The sequence below is a fragment of the Streptomyces sp. P9-2B-2 genome (genome assembly GCF_030406865.1).
GTDB lineage: Bacteria > Actinomycetota > Actinomycetes > Streptomycetales > Streptomycetaceae > Streptomyces > Streptomyces platensis.
On sequence record NZ_CP129126.1, the window covers coordinates 6,087,801 to 6,106,957 of the forward strand.

The following is a 19,157-nucleotide window of genomic DNA, read 5'->3' on the forward strand; positions in this document are numbered from 1 at the left end:
CAGTAGCCCCACAGTGGAACGGCCCCACACCGTGCCGGCCGCCCCACACCCCACCCGGACCCGCCGCACCATCGAGCCGAGGAGACCCCGCCGTGCCGACCAGAACCTTCACCTGGAACGAGGTCAGCGCCCGCCGCCTGGAGCGCTCCGGGCTCGCCGGGAAGCCCCTGGCGCAGGACCCCGCGGGGATCGCCGCCGCACTGTGCGGGGCCCATGCCCAGGTGCTGTCCGCGGCCGAGCTCTCGCTCATGCTGCGGACGGACCAGGGCACCCGTACCGCCGTGCAGGACGCCCTGTGGACCGACCGCAGCCTCGTCAAGACGTACGGTCCGCGCGGCACGGTGCATCTGCTGCCCACCGCCGAGCTGCCGATGTGGACCGGCGCGCTGGCGGCCGTACCGGTGGGCAGCAGCCCGTTCGCCCCGGACGGCCGGCTCACGCCCGGACAGACCGAGCAGGTGCTGGCGGCGATCGAGGACGCGGTGGCCGGTGCCGAGCTGACCATCGACGAACTGAGCGAGGCCGTGGTGGCCGCCACCGGGCCCTGGGCCGGTGACCTGGTGATGCCCGCCTTCCAGGGGAAGTGGCCGCGCTGGCGGCAGGTGATGCACCGGGCCGGCCAGTACGGCGCCCTCTGCTTCGGCCCCAACCGGGGCCGCAAGGTCACCTACACCAGCCCGCGGCGCGCGCTGCCCGGCTTCCGCCCGGCGGACGGCCCGGCCGCCCTCACCGCCCTCGTACGGCGCTATCTGTACGCGTACGGACCGGCCACCCCGCAGGACTTCGCGACCTGGATCGGCGCCCCGGCCGGCTGGACGGCCCGGCTCTTCGCCTCCCTGGCCGGTGAACTGGAGCAGGTCGACTTCGCGGGCTCGCCCGCCTGGATCCTGGCCGGCGACACGGAGGCGCCCGCCGCGGAACCCTCCGGTGTCCGGCTGCTGCCCTATTTCGACGCCTATGGCATCGCCTGCCGGCCCCGCGATCTGCTCTTCCCCGGCCGGGCGGCAGAGCGGGCACTGGCCGGGCGGCAGGCCGGGAACTTCCCCGTGCTGCTGATCGACGGCACGGTCGCCGGTGTCTGGCACCAGCGCCGCTCCTCCCGCCGGATGATTCAGCTCACGGTCGAGCCGCTGGCCCCGCTGACCGCCCGGCAGCGCCGCGCCCTGGACGCCCAGGTGCAGCGCGTCGGCGAAATCCTCCAGGGCGCCACGGAGTTGACGATCGGCACGGTGAGCGTGGGCCCGCACGCCTAGGGCACACGGCCCCGGGGACCTTGGAGAACGCCGTGTGACCCAGGGTCCCCGCCCCGCCCCGCTGCGTAAAAACAGCCGCTTTGCCGTACCGTTCGCGGCCTCCGGCTTGCCATACTGGCCGGGTGTCGATGATCAGCAACCTCCGCAAGGCCGTCCGGCTGCCGCAGCCGCGCCGCCGGGGAGTCGACCTCAGCCACCCTGCGCGATCGCCGCTCGGTACCGCCGTGGTGAACTGCGCGGTGTACGTGGACGGCGTACGGCAGAAGGGCGACCACCCGGCCGATGTGGCGATCCACCGGGTCCGGAAGACCGGCCGGGGATTTGTCTGGATCGGGCTGCATGAGCCGTCCGAGAAGGAATTCGCCGGAATTGTCGAGCTGTTCGGGCTCCACCCGCTCGCCGTCGAGGATGCGGTCTACGCCCATCAGCGGCCCAAGCTGGAGCACTACGACGACTCGCTCTTCACCGTCTTCAAGACCGTCCGCTATGTCGAGCACGACCGGCTCACCGACACCAGTGAGGTCGTGGAGACCGGCGAGATCATGGTCTTCACCGGCACCGACTTCGTGATCACGGTGCGGCACGGCGGACACGGCTCGCTGGGCCCGCTGCGGGAACAACTGGAGTGTGTGCCCGAGCAGTTGGCACTCGGCCCGTCCGCCGTACTGCACGCCGTCGCCGACCTCGTCGTGGACGACTACCTCGATGTCACCTCCGCCGTCCAGGACGACATCGACGACGTCGAGAGCGAGGTCTTCTCCCTCCGCGGCAGCGGCGGGGCCGGCCGGATCTACCAGCTCAAGCGCGAGCTGCTGGAACTCAAGCGGGCGGTGGCCCCCCTGGACCGGCCGATGCAGGAGCTGGCGACCCAGTCGATGTCCGAGGTCGACCCCCGGATCAAAACGTACTTCCGGGACGTCGCCGACCACCTCGACCGGGTCACCGAACAGATCACGTCCTTCGACGAACTGCTCAACTCCATACTCCAGGCCCACCTCGCCCAGGTCACCGTCGCGCAGAACGAGGACATGCGCCGGATCAGTGCCTGGGTCGCGATCCTCGCCGTACCGACCATGGTCTGCGGTGTCTACGGCATGAATTTCGACCATATGCCGGAAAAGCACTGGACCTTCGGCTATCCGCTGGTGATGAGCGTGACCGTGGCCCTCTGCTGGGTGATCCACCGCGGCTTCAAGCGGAACGGGTGGCTTTAGGGCGGACATGCCTGACGCCTCTGGCGGGCGGCTACGGCAGCGCAGACCCGTTGTGCAGGTAATGGGGGATGCCGCGGGTCAGCGCCTCCGTGGCCGCCACGAAGCGGGGCGCCATGCGCTGAGGCAGCATCGTCAGCGCCTCAGCTTTTGAGACGAAGGCAAGCCGCGAAAGCTCCTCATCGTGCGGCCGCAGCCCGCCGGCGACCTCGTGCTCCAACACGCCGCCGTCGAAGACGAACGCGAGCTGGTCGTCCCACGCTTCATGGGGAGCCACCCAGTCCACCACGAGGAAGCCGCGGAGGGTGACGGTCAGCCCCAGCTCTTCCTTGAGCTCACGGACAGCTGCTTTGCCGAGGCGTCGAACTGCGCCAAGAAGTCCCGCACAGGCCGGCAGTTCCGGTGGCCCTCCAGCGTGCACCGAAGGTCGGCGAGCTGATTGACGACGCGGACCGAGCCGAGCGACGGATTCGCGGTCAGTAACCCCACCCCGAAGTGCACCACGGCGTCCAAATCAGCGCGGTGGACATGGATTGTCACGAGGAAACTGTCTGACCTGCACAGATGTCCAACGTCAGCTGCGGCACGCCACCGCCCCGCCCTCCACACCCCCACCGCCCGCCGCGCCGCCCGCACCGGCACGGCGGTAGCCTGAGGTCGCCGATGATCTCGGGAGACACATGAGTGAGCGACGCCGCCGGGCGGCTCCCTGGCGGGGGCGGTGGCCGGTGATCGGGGTGGTGGCCGCGGGCGGCGGGATCGGTGCCGCGGCGCGCTATGGGGCCGCTCTTGTCTGGCCCACCGGTGAGGGCTCGTTCCCCTGGACGATCCTGGCGGTCAATGTTGTCGGCTGTGCGCTGATGGGCGTGCTGATGGTGATGGTCACCGAGGTCTGGCCGGCGCACCGGCTGCTGCGTCCCTTTCTCGGTACCGGCGTCCTCGGGGGCTTCACCACCTTCTCCACCTACGCCGTGGACATCCAGCGGCTGATCGACGCCCGGCACCCCGCCCAGGCCATGGCCTATCTCGCGGGCACCCTGCTCGCCGCGCTCGCGGCCGTATGGGGCGCGGTGACCGGTACCCGTGCACTTCTCCAACTGAGGCGGCGGACGGTATGACACACGGCACGGCACTCCCCGGCGGCACCCCGGCGCTCCGGCTCACGGTCCTCGTCGGCGAGCAGGACGGCTGGCACCACAAGCCGCTGTACGCGGAGATCGTGCACCGCGCCCGCGAAGCCGGACTGGCGGGGGCCAGTGTCTTCCGCGGTATCGAGGGCTTCGGCGCGACCTCGCTCATCCACACCCAGCGGCTGTTGTCGCTGAGCGAGGAGCTGCCGGTCGCGGTCGTGGTCGTCGACGCGGAGGAGCGGATCCGCGGGTTCCTGCCGCAGCTGGATGAACTGCTCGCGGGCGGCGGCCTGGTCACCCTCGACCCGTGCGAGCGGATCAGCTATCCGCGCACCGGTGACACGGCTGTGGTGGAGGGCGGTCGCGGGTGAACTGGCTGCTGGTGGTGGCCGGTGCGGCGGTCGGGGCGCCGCTGCGCTACCTCACCGACCGCTATGTGCAGTCCCGGCACGACACGGTCTTCCCCTGGGGGACGTTCACCGTCAATGTCGTCGGCTCGCTGATCCTCGGCCTGCTGACCGGCGCGGTCACCGCCGGTGCCGCCTCCTCGCACGCCCAACTGCTGCTCGGCACCGGCCTGTGCGGCGGGCTGACGACCTACTCGACCTTCTCGTACGAGACGCTCCGGCTGGCGGCCGACGGGGCGCGGGGCTATGCCGCCGCCAATGCCGTGGCGAGTGTGGCGGCCGGACTCGCGGCCGCGTTCGCCGGGGTGGCTGCCGCCCAGGCGTTGTGGGGCTGACCCGGCGGTTCTCGCGGCAGACGAAAGCGGTGGGGCTCCGGGGGGAGCCCCACCGCGGGGGCGGCGCACGATGCGGGGGCTGGTGGGGTACGAGGGCCGGCCGCCAGGTTCCGGCACTCGACAGCCCCCAGACGTTCGCGGACCCGGCCACGTCAGCCCGGTCGGGTCCGCGGGCCGCCGCCGGACTTCGTTGCGTCAGCGGCTCCGTGGGGACGTCAGGAGACCTTGCCGAAGCGGATGCCCGCCAGGCCGTTGGCCCAGAGCTGGTCCACCTTGGCGCTCTCGTTCGCGTCCGGGTTGGCGTTCTGGCACGACGTGCCGGGGCCACCACCGGACATCAGCTCGCTGCACGGGCCCTCGTAGTGGTCCGGCAGGCCCAGCACATGGCCGGTCTCGTGCGCGGTCACGCGGGTGGAGTTGTACTCCTGGTTCTGCTGGTAGTCCAGGAAGACGAAGCCCTTCCCGTGCCCGTCGGTGCTGGCGTACGAGCCGCGCGGGTCGTTGCCCTCGCGGTACTCGAAGTCGCCGCCGCTGCCTTCCTGGAGCTTCACGTTCTTGACCGCGCCGTTCCAGATCGACGCGCTCTGCGCTATCTGGTCCTTGAACTTCGGGGCCTTGCCGGCGTCGTAGGTGACGGTGACCGAGGCGGCGTGCGGGTGCGCCTTCAGCTTCGCCTTGGCCGACTTGATCACGGCCTCGAAGAACGCCTTGGTGTCCGCCTTCTCGGCGGCCGAGCCGTTGTACGCCGCGATCGAAGCGGCGTGGCCGGGGCGGGAATTGGTGGGGGAGGGGGAAGCTGCCGAAACCGGCGCCGCGGCTGCGAGCGCGGCGACAAGGCCCAGTCCGAGCGCCGCCGACAGCGCCGTCTTGGGAGATCTCATGTGGGGGCTCCTTAATTTCCGAGGGCCGTACGGTCGCCGTGTGGGGCGGCGACCGGGGCCCTGCGGATTTCTTGGTGCCGTTGAGTCTGGACGGAGTTCACCCGCAAGGCGGAGATGTCAGGTGGCGATAGCACCAGGCAATACCCTGCGAAAAAAAGGGAGTTCAGACAGGTTTGAGAGTCTGGTGTGACGTATGCCGACGTCGTTATGCTCCGGACGTGGAGCTTGAGGTAAGGCATCTTCGCGCATTGTGCGCCATCGCCGACACCGGCAGCGTACGCAAGGCTGCCCGGCAGCTCGGCATGACCCAGCCTTCCCTGACCACCCAGCTCCACCGCATCGAGAAAGCCCTCGGTGGCCAGCTCTTCTTCCGTGAGCCGAGCGGCAGCCGGCCCACGCCGCTGGGGCATTCGGTGCTGTGCCGGGCCCGGCCGATAGTGGCCGAAATGCGGGCACTTATTGACGAGGTCGCCGCCAGCTCGCAGCGCGAACGGGGCACCCGGCTGCACATCGGCAGCACCAACAGCCCCGCCGTCGCCGGCTGGCTGCGCCGACTGCGGGTACGGCTGCCGCAGACCGACACCACGATAAGAACCGATGTGTCCGCCAACGCCCTGCTGCACATGGTCGCGACGGGACAGCTCGACGCCGCCTTCGTCCACGAGGTCGAGGGCGCGCCCCTGCGGGTCCCCGACAGCCTGGCCGAACATGAACTCATCGCCAGGGAACCGCAGTTCATCGCCCTGGCGGACACCCACCCGGCGGCCGCCAAGGAGGTCATCCGGGTGGCGGATCTCGCCGAGGACCAGTGGATGGTCGACCCGACCGTGGACGGCGAATGGGCCGGACTGCGCCGCATCTGGGCCGCGGCCGGAATCAACCCCCGGGTCGTGCACGGCGACTACCTCACCACCGTGGACCTCGTCACGGCCGGCGAGGTGGTCACCCCCTGCCAGCCGACCGCCCGCTCCCGCCACGGCATGGCGATCCGCCCGCTGTACGGCGATCCGCTGGCGGTCCGCCTGTTCATGGCCTGCCGCCAGGACGACACCCCCGCGGCCTCGGCGGATGACCTGTTCGCCGACCTGACCGCCTCGTACATGGAGATCGCCTGGGCGAGCGACGCCTACCGGGCGTGGCTGGTACGGCACGACGGGCCGCTGCCGGTGGGCTCGTAGGGCGGGCCGCACGCCCCGGGCGCCCGGCGCCCTGCCGCCAACCGTGTGAAAGGCGCGGGCCCGGCCTTCCCGGAACGGCCGTGCGGCGCGGGGATGGCCGAGAGTGGGAGGTCCGAGCGGCGGCGCGGCCAAGCCTGGAGACTCTGTGGACGGCACCCTTTCCCTGGTTCTGCTTCTGCTGTTCCTGTGGTGTCTGTGCTCGCGGCGGATGGAACGCTTCGAACTCACCGCGCCGGCCGCCTTCGTCCTGCTGGGCCTGCTGCTGGGCGAGGGCACCGGGGTCCTCGACCTCGCCCTCCCGCACGAGACGGTCAAGACGCTCGCGGAGATCACCCTGGTCTGGGTGCTGTTCACCGATGCCGCGCGGCTCTCCTTCCGCGCCCTGCGCCCGGAACTAGGGCTCTACGTAAGGCTGTTGGGGATCGGGCTGCCGCTGTGCGTGGGCCTCGGCGCGCTGGTGGCGGCCCTTCTGCTGCCCGGTGTCTCGGGCTGGTCCGCCCTCTACGTCGGCGCCGCGCTCGCCCCCACGGATGCCGCGCTCGGCGCCACGATGATGGTCAACCCCGTGGTGCCCGCGAAGATCCGCCGGATCATCAACGTGGAGAGCGGTCTGAACGACGGCATCGCCACCCCGCTGGTGGTGCTCGCCCTGGCCGGGGTGGCCGCGGCCGAACACCACGCCGGGCCGGACGCCACCGGCCATGCCTTGGTGGAGCTGGCGGTCGGCGCGGCGTACGGCGCGGTGCTCGGGCTGGCCGCCGGATGGCTGCTGCGCACCACACTCCGCAACGGCTGGGCCGCCGAGGACTTCGCCGGCGCCGGCGTGCTGGCCCTCTCCCTCCTCGGCTACACCTCCGCCCTCGCGATCGGCGGCAACGGCTTCGTCGCCGCCTTCGTCGCGGGCCTGGCGTTCGGCACGACGCACGGGGCGCCCCCGCGGGTGCTGCTGTACGTCGAGCAGTCCGGGGCGCTGCTCTCCGTCCTGATCTGGCTGGTCTTCGGCGCCGTGCTGCTTCCCGACGTGTTCGCCCACATGACCTGGCAGGCCGTGGTCTACGCCGTCCTGAGCCTGACAGTGATCCGCATGCTGCCGGTGGCGCTGTGTCTGGCCGGCAGCGGGCTGGACGCCCGGACGGTGGGGTTCATCGGCTGGTTCGGCCCCCGCGGACTGGCCTCGATCATCTTCGGCCTGCTCGCGGTCGAGGAACTCACCCCCGAAGGGGCCCGGCCGGTCCTCCCGGTGATCGCCTGCACCGTCCTCCTCAGCGTCCTCGCCCACGGCCTCACCTCCGCCCCCCTGGCGAACCGCTACGGACGGGCGGCGGCCGCCGGGACCGCGGGCGAACCCACCGCCCCGGAGGAGGAACTGCCGGTCCGGGGAATGGCGGCCGGGGGGCTGCACCACCGTCCGGGCCGGAAGTAGGGACCGGGGGCAGTTGGCAGAGGCGGCGCTCGCCTACTGCCAACCGTCAAGTGAGACCTGCGGCCCGCTGCTGAGGTACCGATGGAGGGCACTTGAGGTGGTGTCCACGAAGTCTTCGGGGATTGCGCCGGCGTCGACCCAGCGGGCCTGTGCGTGCTTGCGGGGTTCACGGTTTTCAGGCTCGCCGCTCCATTCGTGGGCGGCGAAGACGACCGTGAGGAAGCCGTTGGGGGCTTCGACGCCCCAGGCGCCGTGGATGATGTGGGCGATCTTGAGGGACTCGGGTTTCACCGTGAGGCCGGTCTCCTCGTAAAGCTCGCGGATTGCGGTCTCGGTGATGGGTTCGCCCGGTTCGCTCTTGCCGACGGGGAGGTCCTCATGGACGTGATTCGTACCGGCCTGGTCACCCCCGTCTGGTGCACCAGCTGGCGCCAGGACGCCGCCACCCTCATCGGGCCACTCCTGGGCCTCCCGCCTCTGCCACACGTCGACCTGCCGCGTCCGCAGATCACCACCAGCCACCCCAGCGGCTACCTCTGGAAGCGCGACCACGTCGACGCATGGCTGGGCAACACCCCCGCCGTCTGGATCGACGACGACTTCACCAGCCTCGACCACGCCTGGGCGGCGGAGCGCACCGCCAAAGGAACGGCGACTCTCCTTGTTCGGCCTGACCCACACCTCGGGCTGCAGCCCGAGCACCTGACAGAGGTCACGACGTGGGTCTCGCAGTCACCCGCGGCCCGTGCCGCCTGACGACGGATGCCCTCGCTGCCACGGGCAGCGAGGGCACCACGTTCGCCATTCAGAAACTGAACGGAAGGCATCGTTTCCTCAGGGAGCGAGCCGGGCGTTCCCCGAGGGGACACTTCTGCTGCCACAAAAGAAGACCGCACCCGCTCCGTCATGGCCGCCGTGCTCGGCGGTATGCGGACCGGGTGCGGACAGATCGGCTGGGGCACCCGCGAAGCTGCGGGTGCGCCTGTGCCGGGTCAGGCCTTCTTGGTCTCCCAGAAGATCTTGTCGATCTGGGCGATGTAGTCCAGAGCCTTCTGGCCGGTCGCCGGGTCGTTGGAACCCTTGGCGGCGCTGAGCGCCTTCAGGGTGTCGTTGACCAGCTGGTGCAGCTCCGGGTACTTCTCGAAGTGCGGGGGCTTGAAGTAGTCGCTCCACAGCACCGAGACGTGGTGCTTGGCCAGCTCGGCGCGCTGCTCCTTGATCAGGACGGCGCGGGTGCGGAAGTCCGCGTCCTCGTTGGCCTGGTACTTCTCCTGGACGGCCTTGACCGACTCGGCCTCGATGCGGGCCTGGGCCGGGTCGTAGACGCCGCAGGGCAGGTCGCAGTGGGCGCTGACCTTCACCTTGGGGGCGAACAGGCGCGAAAGCATGTTCAGTCCTTCCTCGTGATCGTCTTCTCAGGTGCGAGATTACTCGGTGCGGGAAGGCTTTTCCCGGGCGGGCCGGGGGTCTTAGGGCAAAAGTCCGGTGTCACGCCGGGACTGTTGGAGGATGGGCCGGTGAGCGAAGCGAGATGGGGGTGCCCCCGGACGGAGTCTGGGGGAGGGTCGGACCGGGAGGTACGGAATGCCGGAGCGGGTACACGAGCGCGAGCCCGAGCGGGACGCGGACGCGGGGCAGGCGCGGGGTGGCCTCCTTCGTGCCTTCGGGCTGGCCGAGGTGTACAACCCGTCGATGGTGCCGACGCTCCGGCCCGGGGACCAGCTGGTGGTCCGGTACGGGGCGGCGGTGCGGACCGGTGACGTGGTCGTGCTGCGGCATCCGTTCCGGCAGGATCTGCTGATCGTCAAGCGGGCCGTGCAGCGGCGCGACGGCGGCTGGTGGGTCCAGGGGGACAATCCGTTCGTCGAGAACGACAGCCGGGAATTCGGGGTGGTCCCGGACGAACTGGTCATCGCCCGCGCCTGGATCCGGGTGCGGCCGCCGCGGGGCGTTCAGCGTTCGGTGGCCGGGGTGCTGTCCTGGGTCGTCTCGGCGGTCCGGCCGGTGCGGGCCGCGCGCTCGCTCTCCAGACGCTTGCGGGCGCGGTAGGCGGCGACATTGGCGCGGGTGGCGCAGCGGTCGGAGCAGTAGCGCCGGGAGCGGTTGGTCGAGGTGTCCAGGTAGACGTTGCGGCAGGGCCGCGCCTCACAGATGCCCAGCCGGTCCACACCGAGTTCGGTGAGGTGGAAGGCCAGCCCCATACAGGCGGTCGCGGTGAAGCCGGCGGTCGCGTTGGCGGCGTGGTCGGCGATGTGCATGTGCCAGTCGGGGCGGCCGTTGTCGTTCCGGAACTCATGGCCGGAGATCTGCGGGCTGACGGGGAACTCCATCATCAGGGCGTTGAGGAGGTCCACGGCCAGCACCTCGTCACCGGCGTCGGCGGCCTCGAAGACGGCGCGCAGCCGGGCGCGGACCGTGCGCAGCCTGGTGACGTCGCTGTCGGTCGCGCGCCGGGCGGCCTGCTGGGCCGGGCCGAAGAGCTCCCGGACGACCTCGACCGAGGTGAGGGTGTCGGTGCCGCGCTCGGGCTGTTCGGTGTTGACCAGTCGCACGGCATAGTCCGAGTAATAGGCCAGTTCCACTTGTAGTCCTTACGGGCGGAGGCTAAGGTACGGATGCATGCTCGTAGTAAGGGGCGTCCTCACTACGAGGGTATTACGGCCTGGAGGGGAAGCGATGACCGAGACCGTCGTCGGCGCCGATTGGCAAGCCTGGCAGAACAGTTGGGACCGCCAGCAGGAGTGGTATCTCCCCGACCGCGAGGAGCGGTTCCGGGTGATGCTGGACATGGTCGAGGCCCTGGTGGGCCCCGCGCCCCGGGTACTGGATCTGGCATGCGGCACGGGCAGTATCTCCGACCGGCTGCTGAAGCGTTTCCCCGAGGCCCGGAGTGTGGGCGTCGATCTGGATCCCGCGCTGCTGGCCATCGCGGAAGGGTACTTCGAAGGCGAGCCCCGGGTCCGCTTCGTACGGGCCGATCTCAAGGACCCCCGGTGGACCGAGAAGCTGCCGCACGACACGTTCGACGCGGTGCTCACCGCCACCGCGCTGCACTGGCTGCACACCGAGGATCTGCGCGCGCTCTACGGGCAGCTCGGCACGCTGGTGCGGGACGGCGGGGTCTTCATGAACGCCGACCACATGCCCGAGGAGGGCACCCCGCGGATCAACGCCGCCGAGCGGGCCTTCCGGCATGCGCGGATGGACGCGGCGCAGGCGGCCGGCGCCGTCGGCTGGGCCGAGTGGTGGCAGCTGGCGGCCGCCGATCCACGGCTGGCCGGGCCGACCGCCGAGCGCTTCGAGATCTACGGCGAGCACGCGGACGGCGACACCCCGTCGGCCGCGTGGCACGCCGCCGTGCTGCGCGACGCGGGCTTCGCGGAGGCCCGGCCGGTGTGGGCCTCGCCCACCGACGCCCTGGTGCTCGGCCTGAAGTAGACCGCCCCGGCAACAACGGAGCGCGCCGTCCCGGTGGAGGGTTCCACCGCGACGGCGCGCTCCGTTGCTGCTACAGCACCTTCGACAGGAACGACTTCGTCCGCTCGTGCTGCGGGTTGCCGAGGACCTCGCGCGGGTGGCCGGATTCGACCACCACACCGTCGTCCATGAAGACCAGCGAGTCGCCGACCTCCCGGGCGAAGCCCATCTCATGGGTCACGACGATCATCGTCATACCGTCCGCCGCCAGGTCCTTCATGACGTCCAGGACGTCACCGACCAGCTCCGGGTCGAGGGCCGAGGTCGGCTCGTCGAAGAGCATCAGCTTCGGCTCCATCGCCAGCGCACGGGCGATGGCCACGCGCTGCTGCTGGCCGCCGGAGAGCTGCGAGGGGTAGTTCGCGGCCTTGTCGGACAGGCCGACGCGGTCCAGGAGCTTGACCGCCCGTTCCCGGGCGGCGGACTTCGACTCGCCCTTGACCTGGATCGGCGCCTCCATGATGTTCTCCACCGCGGTCATGTGCGGGAAGAGGTTGAAGCGCTGGAAGACCATGCCGATGTCCCGGCGGCGGGCGGCGACCTCCCGGTCGCGCAGCTCGTAGAGCTTGCCGTTGTGCTCGCGGTAGCCGACCAGTTCGCCGTCGACGGACAGCCGCCCGGCGTTGACCTTCTCCAGGTGGTTGATGCAGCGCAGGAACGTCGACTTGCCGGAGCCGGACGGCCCGATCAGGCAGAAGACCTCCTGCGGCGCGACCTCCAGGTCGATGCCCTTGAGGATGTGGGCCGCGCCGAAGGACTTGTGGACGCCCTCGGCCTTGACCATCGGGCCGCCGCTGGTGCCCGCGGCCTTGGTCGTCGTCATCTTGCTGGTCATGCCGCACCTCCGGCGGAGCGGTTGAAGCCGCCGGACAGCCTCGCCTTGGCGCGCTGGAGCGGAGTGGGCGGAAGCTGCCGGCTGGAGCCGCGGGCGTAGTAGCGCTCCAGGTAGTACTGGCCGATGCTCAGCACCGTCGTCGCGATCAGGTACCAGGCGGCGGCGAGGATCAGCATCTCCACCACGACACCGGAGTCCCGGCCGACGTTCTGGGCGGCCTGGAGCAGGTCGTAGTACTGGACCGCGATGACCAGCGAGGAGGTCTTCAGCATGTTGATGACCTCGTTGCCGGTCGGCGGCACGATCACCCGCATCGCCTGCGGCACGATGATCCGGCGCAGCGTCTTGGCGTGGCTCATGCCCAGCGCGTGCGCCGCCTCGGTCTGGCCCTCGTCGACGGCGTTGAGGCCGGCCCGGCAGATCTCCGCCATGTACGCCGCCTCGTTGAGGCCGAGGCCCAGCAGCGCGCACAGGAACGGGGTCATGAAGTCCGACCACTCGTCCTTGTAGATCGGCATGATGTCGATGTACTGGAAGACGAGGCCCAGGTTGAACCAGAGGAACAGCTGGACGTAGACCGGGGTGCCGCGGAAGAACCAGACGTAGAACCAGGCGACGGTCGAGGTGACCGGGTTCTTGGACTGGCGCATCACGGCCAGGATGACGCCGCCCACGATGCCGATGATCATCGAGAGCACGGTGATCAGCAGGGTGTTCCGCAGGCCCTTGAGGATGTCCGCGTTGAACATGTACTGGGGAATGGCGTCCCAGTTGACGTCCGCGGTGGCGAAGGCCCTGACGAGCAGAGCGATCAGCCCGATGACGACGATCGCCGCCACCCAGCGTCCGTAATGGCGTACGGGGATGGCTTTGAGGGACTGGGGCGGCGGAGTATCTGCCGGCGGCTGGGCCGACTTGTCGACGTCAACTGACACGGGTGTTGCCTTTCAGCATTCGGCGGGAGGTGCGCGGAGCGGACGGGGCGGCGTTCGGCGGCTCAGCCGCCATTGAGCTGCACCTTCTTGACCGCGGCGTCCTTGACGTCCCACTTGTCCAGGACCTTGGCGTACGAGCCGTTCTTGATCGCGCGTTCCACGGCGGCCTTCAGCGCGTCCCGCAGCTTTTCCTGGCCCTTGGGGATCGCGATGCCGTACGGGGCCGCCTTCAGCGGCGCGCCGCCGACCATCTGGAAGTCCTTGCCGTGGCCGGAGACCTTCACCGCGTACGCCGCGACCGGGTAGTCGCTGGAGACGGCGTCCACCCCGCCGGTACGCAGCCGGGTCTGGGCCTCGGAGTCGTTGTCGAACGCCTCGATGGCGATCGGCTCCGAGTCGTTGGACTCACAGGCCTTCGACTTGTCCTTGGCCAGGTCGTGCGAGACCGTGCCGCGCTGCACCGCGATCTTCTTGCCGCACAGCGTTTCCCAGCCGTCGACGCCGTTGGTCTTGCCCTTGCGGGTGTAGAGCGAGACACCGACGTTGAGGTAGTCGATGAAGTCGACGCCCTTGCCGATCTTCTTGCCGGTGTTGCTGTCGATGCCCTCCTGGCGCTCCTTGGTGTCCGTCATCGCCGACATCGCGATGTCGTAGCGCTTGGACTTCAGACCGCCCATGAGGGTGTCGAAGGTGGCGTTGTTGAAGTTGAGCTTGATGCCCAGCTCCTTGCTCATCGCCGCCGCGAGATCCGGGTCGATGCCCTCGATCTTGCCGTTGGAGCGGAACTCCACCGGCTTGTAGGTGATGTCCGAGCCGACCTGGAGGAAGCCCTTTTCCTGGACGTCCTTGGGCAGCGTCTTGAACAGCGGGGCATTGACGTTGCGGCTCTTCTTCGCCTCACGCTTGGCGATGGCCTCATTCGTCTGGTCGCCGCAGGCGCTGAGCACCAGCAGCGAGGCGGCGACCGCGGTCGCTGCGGCCACGGCTGTGCGAGACCTGCCGGCGGCCGTGCGACGTGTGGTGCTTGCGGTCATGCTGAGCCTCCTGCGGATGGAGAAGCCGACGTGACAAAAGGGCCGGGGCACACCTTCGGGCGTCGCGACCTCGGTTGGTGACGGAATCCTGCCATCCGGACTCCGGTATTCGGACTGTCGTTCAGGTCAAAATCGGATAACGGACGGGGACGCCGAGGTGGCGGCCGGATGCCACACGGGAGCTTTCCCAGCGGTGAACGGCCCGGGACAGGCAGGTCCGCTCCGGGCATCTCGGAATCCGGGACGGTGGAGAGCGCACTCTTCTGAGTTTTTTGTGTATTTCGCCGTTATTGTCGGAGCACTGAACCCGAGGGTAATGAATCTGACTCGTCGGGGCCCGCGCCCGTCAGGTAGAAAGGTGCGTTACACCCCTCATCCGGGGCTCAGGGCGCGTGTGCGGCGCGCCCGGCGTCCGTACCTCCCCCCGCGCGGCGGGTATCTGCCGAGCAGGGCGCGGACGCGGTGCCCGCCCACCCCTCAACCAGGGAGTGGCCACCCTCAGCAGATTTACGAATAAAAGGGGTAAGACAAGTGGCAGCGGAGATCGTCAATCCTCGCAGCGACAGCAAGAGCGGTACGGACGCGGACGGTGCGCCCGACGCCTTCGATCCGGCGTTCGCGCTGCATCGCGGCGGCAAGATGGCCATTCAGGCGACCGTGCCGGTCCGGGACAAGGACGACCTGTCCCTCGCCTACACGCCGGGCGTCGCCAAGGTGTGCAGTGCCATCGCCGAGCAGCCCGAGCTGGTGCACGACTACACCTGGAAGTCCCAGGTCGTCGCCGTCGTCACGGACGGCACCGCGGTGCTCGGCCTGGGCGACATCGGCCCGGAGGCCTCCCTCCCCGTGATGGAGGGCAAGGCCATCCTCTTCAAGCAGTTCGGCGGCGTCGACGCGGTGCCGATCGCGCTCGGCACCACCGACACGGACGAGATCATCGAGACCGTCGTCCGGATGGCGCCGTCCTTCGGCGGTGTCAATCTGGAGGACATCTCGGCGCCCCGGTGCTTCGAGATCGAGCGCCGCCTCCAGGAGGCGCTGGACATCCCGGTCTTCCACGACGACCAGCACGGCACCGCCGTGGTCACCCTGGCCGCCCTGCGTAACGCCGCGAAGCTCACCGACCGTTCGCTCGGTGCGCTGCGGGCGGTCATCTCGGGCGCCGGTGCGGCCGGTGTCGCCATCGCCAAGATCCTTATCGAGGCCGGCATCGGAGACGTCGCGGTGTGCGACCGCAAGGGCATCGTCTCCACCGACCGCGCCGACCTCACGGACGTCAAGCGCGAGGTGGCCGGCTTCACGAACAAGGGCGGGCTGACCGGTTCTCTGGAGGACGCGCTGGACGGCGCCGATGTCTTCATCGGGGTCTCCGGCGGCACGGTGCCGGAGGAGGCGGTGGCGAAGATGGCGAAGGACTCGCTGATCTTCGCGATGGCCAACCCGACCCCGGAGATCCACCCGGACATCGCGCACAAGTACGCGGCCGTGGTCGCCACCGGGCGCAGCGACTACCCGAACCAGATCAACAACGTGCTGGCCTTCCCGGGCATCTTCGCCGGAGCCATGCAGGTGCGGGCGTCGCGGATCACCGAGGGCATGAAGCTCGCCGCCGCCGAGGCGCTGGCAGCCGTGGTCGCCGATGAGCTGAGCGCCGACCGGGTCATCCCCTCGCCGTTCGACGAGCGGGTCGCCCCGGCCGTCACCGCCGCCGTCGCGGCCGCCGCCCGCGCCGAGGGCGTGGCACGCCGCTGACCGCGCCCCCGCGCGGGGCGCATGACGACGGGCCGGGCCCGCACCTCTCAGGGGTGCGGGCCCGGCTTCGTCGTGGTGGCGGTGTGCGGCCGGGCCGACGCGGTGCGTGTCACACCCGTACGCGGTACCGCAGCGCCCGGCCGCGGCCTACGTTGGGATCATGTTTGCTGCCTATGCCGCCCGCATCGACCGTGACCAGCCGCTGAACGGCCTCGAATTGGGGGAGCGCCCGGCCCCCGACGTACGCCCCGGCTGGACGACCGTCAACGTCAAGGCCGCCTCCCTCAACCACCACGACCTGTGGTCGCTGCGCGGGGTGGGGATCACGGACGAGGCGCTGCCGATGATCCTCGGCTGCGACGCCGCCGGTATCGACGAGGACGGCAACGAGGTCGTCCTGCACTCCGTCATCGGGCAGACCGGCCACGGCGTCGGCTCCAGGGAGAAGCCCTCCATCCTCACCGAGCGCTACCAGGGCACGTTCGCGGAGCAGGTCACCGTCCCCTCCTGGAACGTGCTGCCCAAGCCGAAGGAGCTGTCCTTCGCGGAGGCCGCCTGCCTGCCGACCGCCTGGCTGACCGCGTACCGGATGCTGTTCACCAACGGGGGCGTACGGCCCGGGGACAGCGTCCTGGTGCAGGGCGCGGGCGGCGGGGTGGCGACCGCCGCCATCGTGCTGGGCGCCGCGGCCGGACTCCGGGTCTTCGCCACCAGCCGCGACGAGGCCAAGCGCAAGCGCGCGCTGGAGCTGGGCGCCGAGGCGGTGTTCGCGAGCGGTGAGCGGCTGCCGCAGCGGGTGGACGCGGTGATCGAGACGGTCGGCGCCGCCACCTGGTCGCACTCCGTCAAGTCGCTGCGCCCCGGCGGCACCCTGGTCATCTCGGGCGCCACCAGCGGCTTCACCCCGAAGAGCGGGGAGCTCAACCGGATCTTCTTCCTGGAGCTGAAGGTCGTCGGTTCGACGATGGGCAGCAAGGAGGAGCTGGCCTCGCTGCTCAGCTTCTGCGCGGCCAAGGGCATCCGGCCGGTGATCGACTCGACGCTGCCGCTGGACCGGGCGCGCGAGGGGTTCACGAAGATGGCCGAGGGCGAGCTGTTCGGCAAGATCGTACTGACCGTCTGACGGCCTGACGGGCCACCACCACTTCACCGGAAGGCTGCGCGACGTGCGGATCCTGCGGGCGGCTGAGCGCCCCGCCATGCCGTGGAGCAACGGCGGCGGGGTGACCCGGGAGGTCGCCGTCCACCCGCCGGGCGCCGGCTGGGACACCTTCGCCTGGCGGGTCAGCCTGGCGGACGTCACCCGGGACGGGCCGTACTCACCGCTGCCCGGCGTCCGCCGGATCCTCACCGTCGCCGACGGGGCCGGGCTGGAGCTGACGGTGGACGGCACCACCCGGCTCCTGACGGACCGCTGCCGCCCGTTCGCCTTCCCCGGCGGCGCGGAGACCGGCTCCCGGCTGCTGGACGGCCCCGTCGTCAACCTCAATGTGATGCTGCGGGAGGGGCGGGCGGCCGCGACGGCGGAGCGGGTGCGGGAGCGCCGGGTGGTGGCGCCGGTCCGGCGGCCCGCCGACGGCGCCGCCGAGGGCCCGGAGGCCGTACTGATCGTGGCCGTCGAGGGGGACACCCGGCTACGGAGGGCCGGCGAACCCGAGGTGTGGCTGGCACGGTTCGACGCGGCGCTGCTGGCGGGACCGGAGGCGGTGCCCGTCGAGATGCGGACGGACGGTGTCGCGGCGGTGATCCGCTTGTCCGCCCCCGCCCCCGTCGATTGCGCTCGCCCGGCCCGGAGCCAGTTCATGGACACCCCCTAGTACTCCAGTCAGAAATCGTTGCCTGAGCTGGTCGGTTTCGTTGTTCCGGGCATGGTGGGGTTGGACGAAGTTGACTTGTGGGCTGGGGAGTTGGAGTCGGTGCTCGCCCGTGTGGCAGGCCGATTCTCTCGGGTGGATCTGCGGTGGCGGATGCGGGACTACGTGCGCGGTCTGCTGGCTGCGGTGGAGCGGAAGAACGGCTGGCAGCTCGCCGAGTATGCAGGTCACCGCGGACCGGCCGGCTTCCAGCATCTGTTGAACGGTGCGTCCTGGGACGCTGACGCAGTCCGCGACGACCTCAGCCAGTACGTGGCCGAGCGGCTCGGCACCCCGGATGGGGTGCTGATCGTGGACGACACCGGTTTCCTGAAGAAGGGCACCGTCTCTGCCGGCGTGCAGCGGCAGTACTCGGGCACGGCCGGCCGCACCGAGAACTGCCAGATCGGAGTCTTCGCCGCCTACGCCTCGCCCAAAGGCAGGGCGCTGGTGGACCGGGAGCTGTATCTGCCCAAGTCCTGGACCGCGGACGCGGACCGCTGCCGGGCGGCCAAAATTCCTGACAGCCGTGGGTTTGCGACCAAGGGGGAATTGGCCCGCGCGATGATCCTGCGGGCTCTTGCTTCACCTCTCCCGATCGCCTGGGTGACGGGCGACTGCGCCTACGGACAGGAATGGCGCATGCGCCGCACCCTGGAAGAGGCCGGCGTCGGCTACGTCCTGGCGGTGCCGAAGTCCCAGCAGCTGCATGCTCCCTTCGGACGGATCGACCAGGCCATCGCCGATGCCCCCGACCAGGCATGGGAACGACGTTCCTGCGGAGACGGCGCCAAAGGCCCGCGCCTTTACGACTGGGCAGCCGACCGCCTGCCGGTGATCGATGTCTTCGATGGCGACCGGCCCACCCATCAGCGGTGGGTGCTGGCCCGCCGCAGCCTGGGCCGACCGGACGAGATCGCCTACTACCTTGCCTACGCGCCCAACGGCACCAGTGTCGCCGACCTGGTCCGGGTCGCCGGATCGCGCTGGGCGATCGAGGAAGCATTCCAGGCCGCGAAGAACGAATGCGGCCTCGACCAGTACGAGGTCCGCCGCTATCCGGGCTGGTACCGGCACATCACCCTGGCCATGCTCGCCCACGCATTCCTGGCCGCCGTCGCAGCCCAGACCACCGAAAGGGGGGCCGCAGAAACGACCCCACCAGCACCATCCGCTTCACCGTGGCAGAAGTCCGCAGACTCCTGGACGCTCTGCTGCCCCGACCCATACCCCGCCACGGACCAGTCGTCCATGCCCTGAACTGGTCCCTCTGGCGCAGACGGCACCAAGCCGTCGCCCGCCACTGTCACTACCGAAGAAGAACCAGCTCAGGCAACGATTTCTGACTGGAGTACTAGGCCCTGTCGTCAAACTCCCGCCTGCCCCGCGGCGTCTGGCACGCACGCTCGCTGCGTTGTCGGGATCGTCCACGTAGGCCCACTACGAGGACGAC

Annotated in this window: 21 protein-coding genes and 2 pseudogenes; 14 read left to right on the forward strand and 9 right to left on the reverse strand. The window is 70.1% G+C overall.

Translation table 11 applies throughout. The features are described 5' to 3' along the window. Positions 1–92 precede the first annotated feature (92 nt). The gene (locus QT196_RS26925) at positions 93–1,253 is read left to right on the forward strand and encodes a winged helix DNA-binding domain-containing protein (RefSeq protein ID WP_248001315.1); all 1,161 of its coding nucleotides are present in this window, start codon (positions 93–95) and stop codon (positions 1,251–1,253) included. 128 nt (positions 1,254–1,381) lie between these two features. After that, positions 1,382–2,467, forward strand: a complete 1,086-nt coding sequence (locus tag QT196_RS26930; protein ID WP_168484013.1) for a magnesium and cobalt transport protein CorA — start codon at positions 1,382–1,384, stop codon at positions 2,465–2,467. Positions 2,468–2,498: 31 nt separating this feature from the next. Here the strand turns inward: QT196_RS26930 and QT196_RS26935 are convergent, their stop codons facing one another. Together QT196_RS26935 and QT196_RS26940 are read right to left on the reverse strand one after the other, a co-directional pair. Then, positions 2,499–2,885 carry an NUDIX hydrolase gene (locus QT196_RS26935; RefSeq protein WP_168481329.1) on the reverse strand — a complete coding sequence of 129 codons (387 nt, stop codon included), beginning with the start codon at positions 2,883–2,885 and terminating at the stop codon, positions 2,499–2,501. Continuing rightward, a complete protein-coding gene (locus QT196_RS26940; RefSeq protein WP_168476344.1) occupies positions 2,777–3,004 on the reverse strand; it encodes a hypothetical protein in 228 nt (75 codons plus the stop codon). Before QT196_RS26940 ends, QT196_RS26935 begins: the two co-directional genes overlap by 109 nt. Positions 3,005–3,144: 140 nt before the next feature. On the opposite strand from QT196_RS26940, the gene crcB (QT196_RS26945) reads away from it, so the two are divergent. The 3 genes from crcB (QT196_RS26945) to crcB (QT196_RS26955) are packed head-to-tail and all read left to right on the forward strand — an operon-like array spanning position 3,145 to position 4,336. Next, positions 3,145–3,582, forward strand: a complete 438-nt coding sequence (gene crcB, locus QT196_RS26945; RefSeq protein ID WP_290355860.1) for a fluoride efflux transporter CrcB — start codon at positions 3,145–3,147, stop codon at positions 3,580–3,582. After that, entirely contained in the window at positions 3,579–3,965 is a 387-nt protein-coding gene (locus QT196_RS26950) for a DUF190 domain-containing protein (RefSeq protein ID WP_168481331.1), read from the forward strand. Before crcB (QT196_RS26945) ends, QT196_RS26950 begins: the two co-directional genes overlap by 4 nt. Then, complete coding sequence (gene crcB / locus QT196_RS26955; RefSeq protein ID WP_168481332.1) at positions 3,962–4,336, forward strand: fluoride efflux transporter CrcB; 375 nt, start codon at positions 3,962–3,964, stop codon at positions 4,334–4,336. Before QT196_RS26950 ends, crcB (QT196_RS26955) begins: the two co-directional genes overlap by 4 nt. A gap of 215 nt (positions 4,337–4,551) precedes the next feature. Here the strand turns inward: crcB (QT196_RS26955) and snpA are convergent, their stop codons facing one another. Beyond that, positions 4,552–5,217, reverse strand: coding sequence for a snapalysin (snpA, locus tag QT196_RS26960; protein ID WP_168481333.1), 666 nt, complete (start codon positions 5,215–5,217; stop codon positions 4,552–4,554). Between the two features lie 218 nt (positions 5,218–5,435). Between snpA and QT196_RS26965 the strand changes: the two genes are divergently transcribed. Both QT196_RS26965 and QT196_RS26970 read left to right on the forward strand, forming a co-directional pair. Next, positions 5,436–6,395: a LysR family transcriptional regulator gene (locus QT196_RS26965; protein WP_290355861.1), complete on the forward strand. Its 960-nt coding sequence runs from the start codon at positions 5,436–5,438 to the stop codon at positions 6,393–6,395. Between the two features lie 145 nt (positions 6,396–6,540). Next, positions 6,541–7,818 carry a cation:proton antiporter gene (locus tag QT196_RS26970; protein WP_290355862.1) on the forward strand — a complete coding sequence of 426 codons (1,278 nt, stop codon included), beginning with the start codon at positions 6,541–6,543 and terminating at the stop codon, positions 7,816–7,818. 33 nt (positions 7,819–7,851) lie between these two features. On the opposite strand, the pseudogene QT196_RS26975 reads toward QT196_RS26970, so the two are convergent. After that, positions 7,852–8,193: pseudogene (locus QT196_RS26975) on the reverse strand (NUDIX domain-containing protein); the annotation flags it as partial. On the opposite strand from QT196_RS26975, the pseudogene QT196_RS26980 reads away from it, so the two are divergent. Beyond that, positions 8,191–8,574 (forward strand): annotated as a pseudogene (locus tag QT196_RS26980) (hypothetical protein); the annotation flags it as partial. The pseudogenes QT196_RS26975 and QT196_RS26980 sit on opposite strands and share 3 nt — an antisense overlap. Before the next feature lie 236 nt (positions 8,575–8,810). On the opposite strand, the gene sodN reads toward QT196_RS26980, so the two are convergent. Then, positions 8,811–9,206: a superoxide dismutase, Ni gene (gene sodN, locus QT196_RS26985; RefSeq protein WP_030085982.1), complete on the reverse strand. Its 396-nt coding sequence runs from the start codon at positions 9,204–9,206 to the stop codon at positions 8,811–8,813. Between the two features lie 196 nt (positions 9,207–9,402). Here sodN and sodX point away from each other — a divergent pair, with 196 nt between their 5' ends. Next, the gene (gene sodX / locus QT196_RS26990; RefSeq protein WP_168481336.1) at positions 9,403–9,867 is read left to right on the forward strand and encodes a nickel-type superoxide dismutase maturation protease; all 465 of its coding nucleotides are present in this window, start codon (positions 9,403–9,405) and stop codon (positions 9,865–9,867) included. Here sodX and QT196_RS26995 read toward each other — a convergent pair. Further along, positions 9,771–10,400 carry a CGNR zinc finger domain-containing protein gene (locus QT196_RS26995; RefSeq protein ID WP_168481337.1) on the reverse strand — a complete coding sequence of 210 codons (630 nt, stop codon included), beginning with the start codon at positions 10,398–10,400 and terminating at the stop codon, positions 9,771–9,773. The genes sodX and QT196_RS26995 overlap by 97 nt on opposite strands. Before the next feature lie 94 nt (positions 10,401–10,494). Between QT196_RS26995 and QT196_RS27000 the strand changes: the two genes are divergently transcribed. Beyond that, positions 10,495–11,256 carry a class I SAM-dependent methyltransferase gene (locus tag QT196_RS27000; RefSeq protein ID WP_168481338.1) on the forward strand — a complete coding sequence of 254 codons (762 nt, stop codon included), beginning with the start codon at positions 10,495–10,497 and terminating at the stop codon, positions 11,254–11,256. A gap of 70 nt (positions 11,257–11,326) precedes the next feature. Here the strand turns inward: QT196_RS27000 and QT196_RS27005 are convergent, their stop codons facing one another. The 3 genes from QT196_RS27005 to QT196_RS27015 all read right to left on the reverse strand — a co-directional run bounded on the left by QT196_RS27005 (position 11,327) and on the right by QT196_RS27015 (position 14,099). Beyond that, the gene (locus QT196_RS27005) at positions 11,327–12,079 is read right to left on the reverse strand and encodes an amino acid ABC transporter ATP-binding protein (protein ID WP_168484015.1); all 753 of its coding nucleotides are present in this window, start codon (positions 12,077–12,079) and stop codon (positions 11,327–11,329) included. Positions 12,080–12,126: 47 nt separating this feature from the next. Then, positions 12,127–13,065, reverse strand: a complete 939-nt coding sequence (locus QT196_RS27010; protein WP_290355863.1) for an amino acid ABC transporter permease — start codon at positions 13,063–13,065, stop codon at positions 12,127–12,129. A gap of 62 nt (positions 13,066–13,127) precedes the next feature. Further along, positions 13,128–14,099, reverse strand: coding sequence for an ABC transporter substrate-binding protein (locus QT196_RS27015; RefSeq protein WP_168481340.1), 972 nt, complete (start codon positions 14,097–14,099; stop codon positions 13,128–13,130). A 531-nt stretch (positions 14,100–14,630) separates the two neighbouring features. Here QT196_RS27015 and QT196_RS27020 point away from each other — a divergent pair. The 4 genes from QT196_RS27020 (at position 14,631) to QT196_RS27035 (ending at position 18,964) form a co-directional block, all read left to right on the forward strand. Next, the gene (locus tag QT196_RS27020; RefSeq protein WP_168481341.1) at positions 14,631–15,851 is read left to right on the forward strand and encodes an NADP-dependent malic enzyme; all 1,221 of its coding nucleotides are present in this window, start codon (positions 14,631–14,633) and stop codon (positions 15,849–15,851) included. Positions 15,852–16,011: 160 nt separating this feature from the next. Next, entirely contained in the window at positions 16,012–16,974 is a 963-nt protein-coding gene (locus tag QT196_RS27025) for a zinc-binding dehydrogenase (protein WP_290355865.1), read from the forward strand. Between the two features lie 43 nt (positions 16,975–17,017). Further along, on the forward strand, positions 17,018–17,668 hold the full coding sequence (locus tag QT196_RS27030) for a HutD family protein (RefSeq protein ID WP_266733529.1): 651 nt from the start codon (positions 17,018–17,020) through the stop codon (positions 17,666–17,668). A gap of 51 nt (positions 17,669–17,719) precedes the next feature. Next, on the forward strand, positions 17,720–18,964 hold the full coding sequence (locus tag QT196_RS27035; RefSeq protein WP_168484139.1) for an IS701 family transposase: 1,245 nt from the start codon (positions 17,720–17,722) through the stop codon (positions 18,962–18,964). Positions 18,965–19,157: the final 193 nt, after the last annotated feature.

Coding starts and splice junctions, on each gene's coding strand:
- QT196_RS26930 (WP_168484013.1), top strand. CDS start 1,382: ATGATCAGCAACCTCCGCAAGGCCGTCCGGCTGCCGCAGCCGCGCCGC.
- crcB (WP_290355860.1), top strand. CDS start 3,145: ATGAGTGAGCGACGCCGCCGGGCGGCTCCCTGGCGGGGGCGGTGGCCG.
- QT196_RS26950 (WP_168481331.1), top strand. CDS start 3,579: ATGACACACGGCACGGCACTCCCCGGCGGCACCCCGGCGCTCCGGCTC.
- snpA (WP_168481333.1), bottom strand. CDS start 5,217: ATGAGATCTCCCAAGACGGCGCTGTCGGCGGCGCTCGGACTGGGCCTT.
- sodN (WP_030085982.1), bottom strand. CDS start 9,206: ATGCTTTCGCGCCTGTTCGCCCCCAAGGTGAAGGTCAGCGCCCACTGC.
- sodX (WP_168481336.1), top strand. CDS start 9,403: ATGCCGGAGCGGGTACACGAGCGCGAGCCCGAGCGGGACGCGGACGCG.
- QT196_RS27000 (WP_168481338.1), top strand. CDS start 10,495: ATGACCGAGACCGTCGTCGGCGCCGATTGGCAAGCCTGGCAGAACAGT.
- QT196_RS27005 (WP_168484015.1), bottom strand. CDS start 12,079: ATGGTCAAGGCCGAGGGCGTCCACAAGTCCTTCGGCGCGGCCCACATC.
- QT196_RS27015 (WP_168481340.1), bottom strand. CDS start 14,099: ATGACCGCAAGCACCACACGTCGCACGGCCGCCGGCAGGTCTCGCACA.
- QT196_RS27025 (WP_290355865.1), top strand. CDS start 16,012: ATGTTTGCTGCCTATGCCGCCCGCATCGACCGTGACCAGCCGCTGAAC.
- QT196_RS27035 (WP_168484139.1), top strand. CDS start 17,720: ATGGTGGGGTTGGACGAAGTTGACTTGTGGGCTGGGGAGTTGGAGTCG.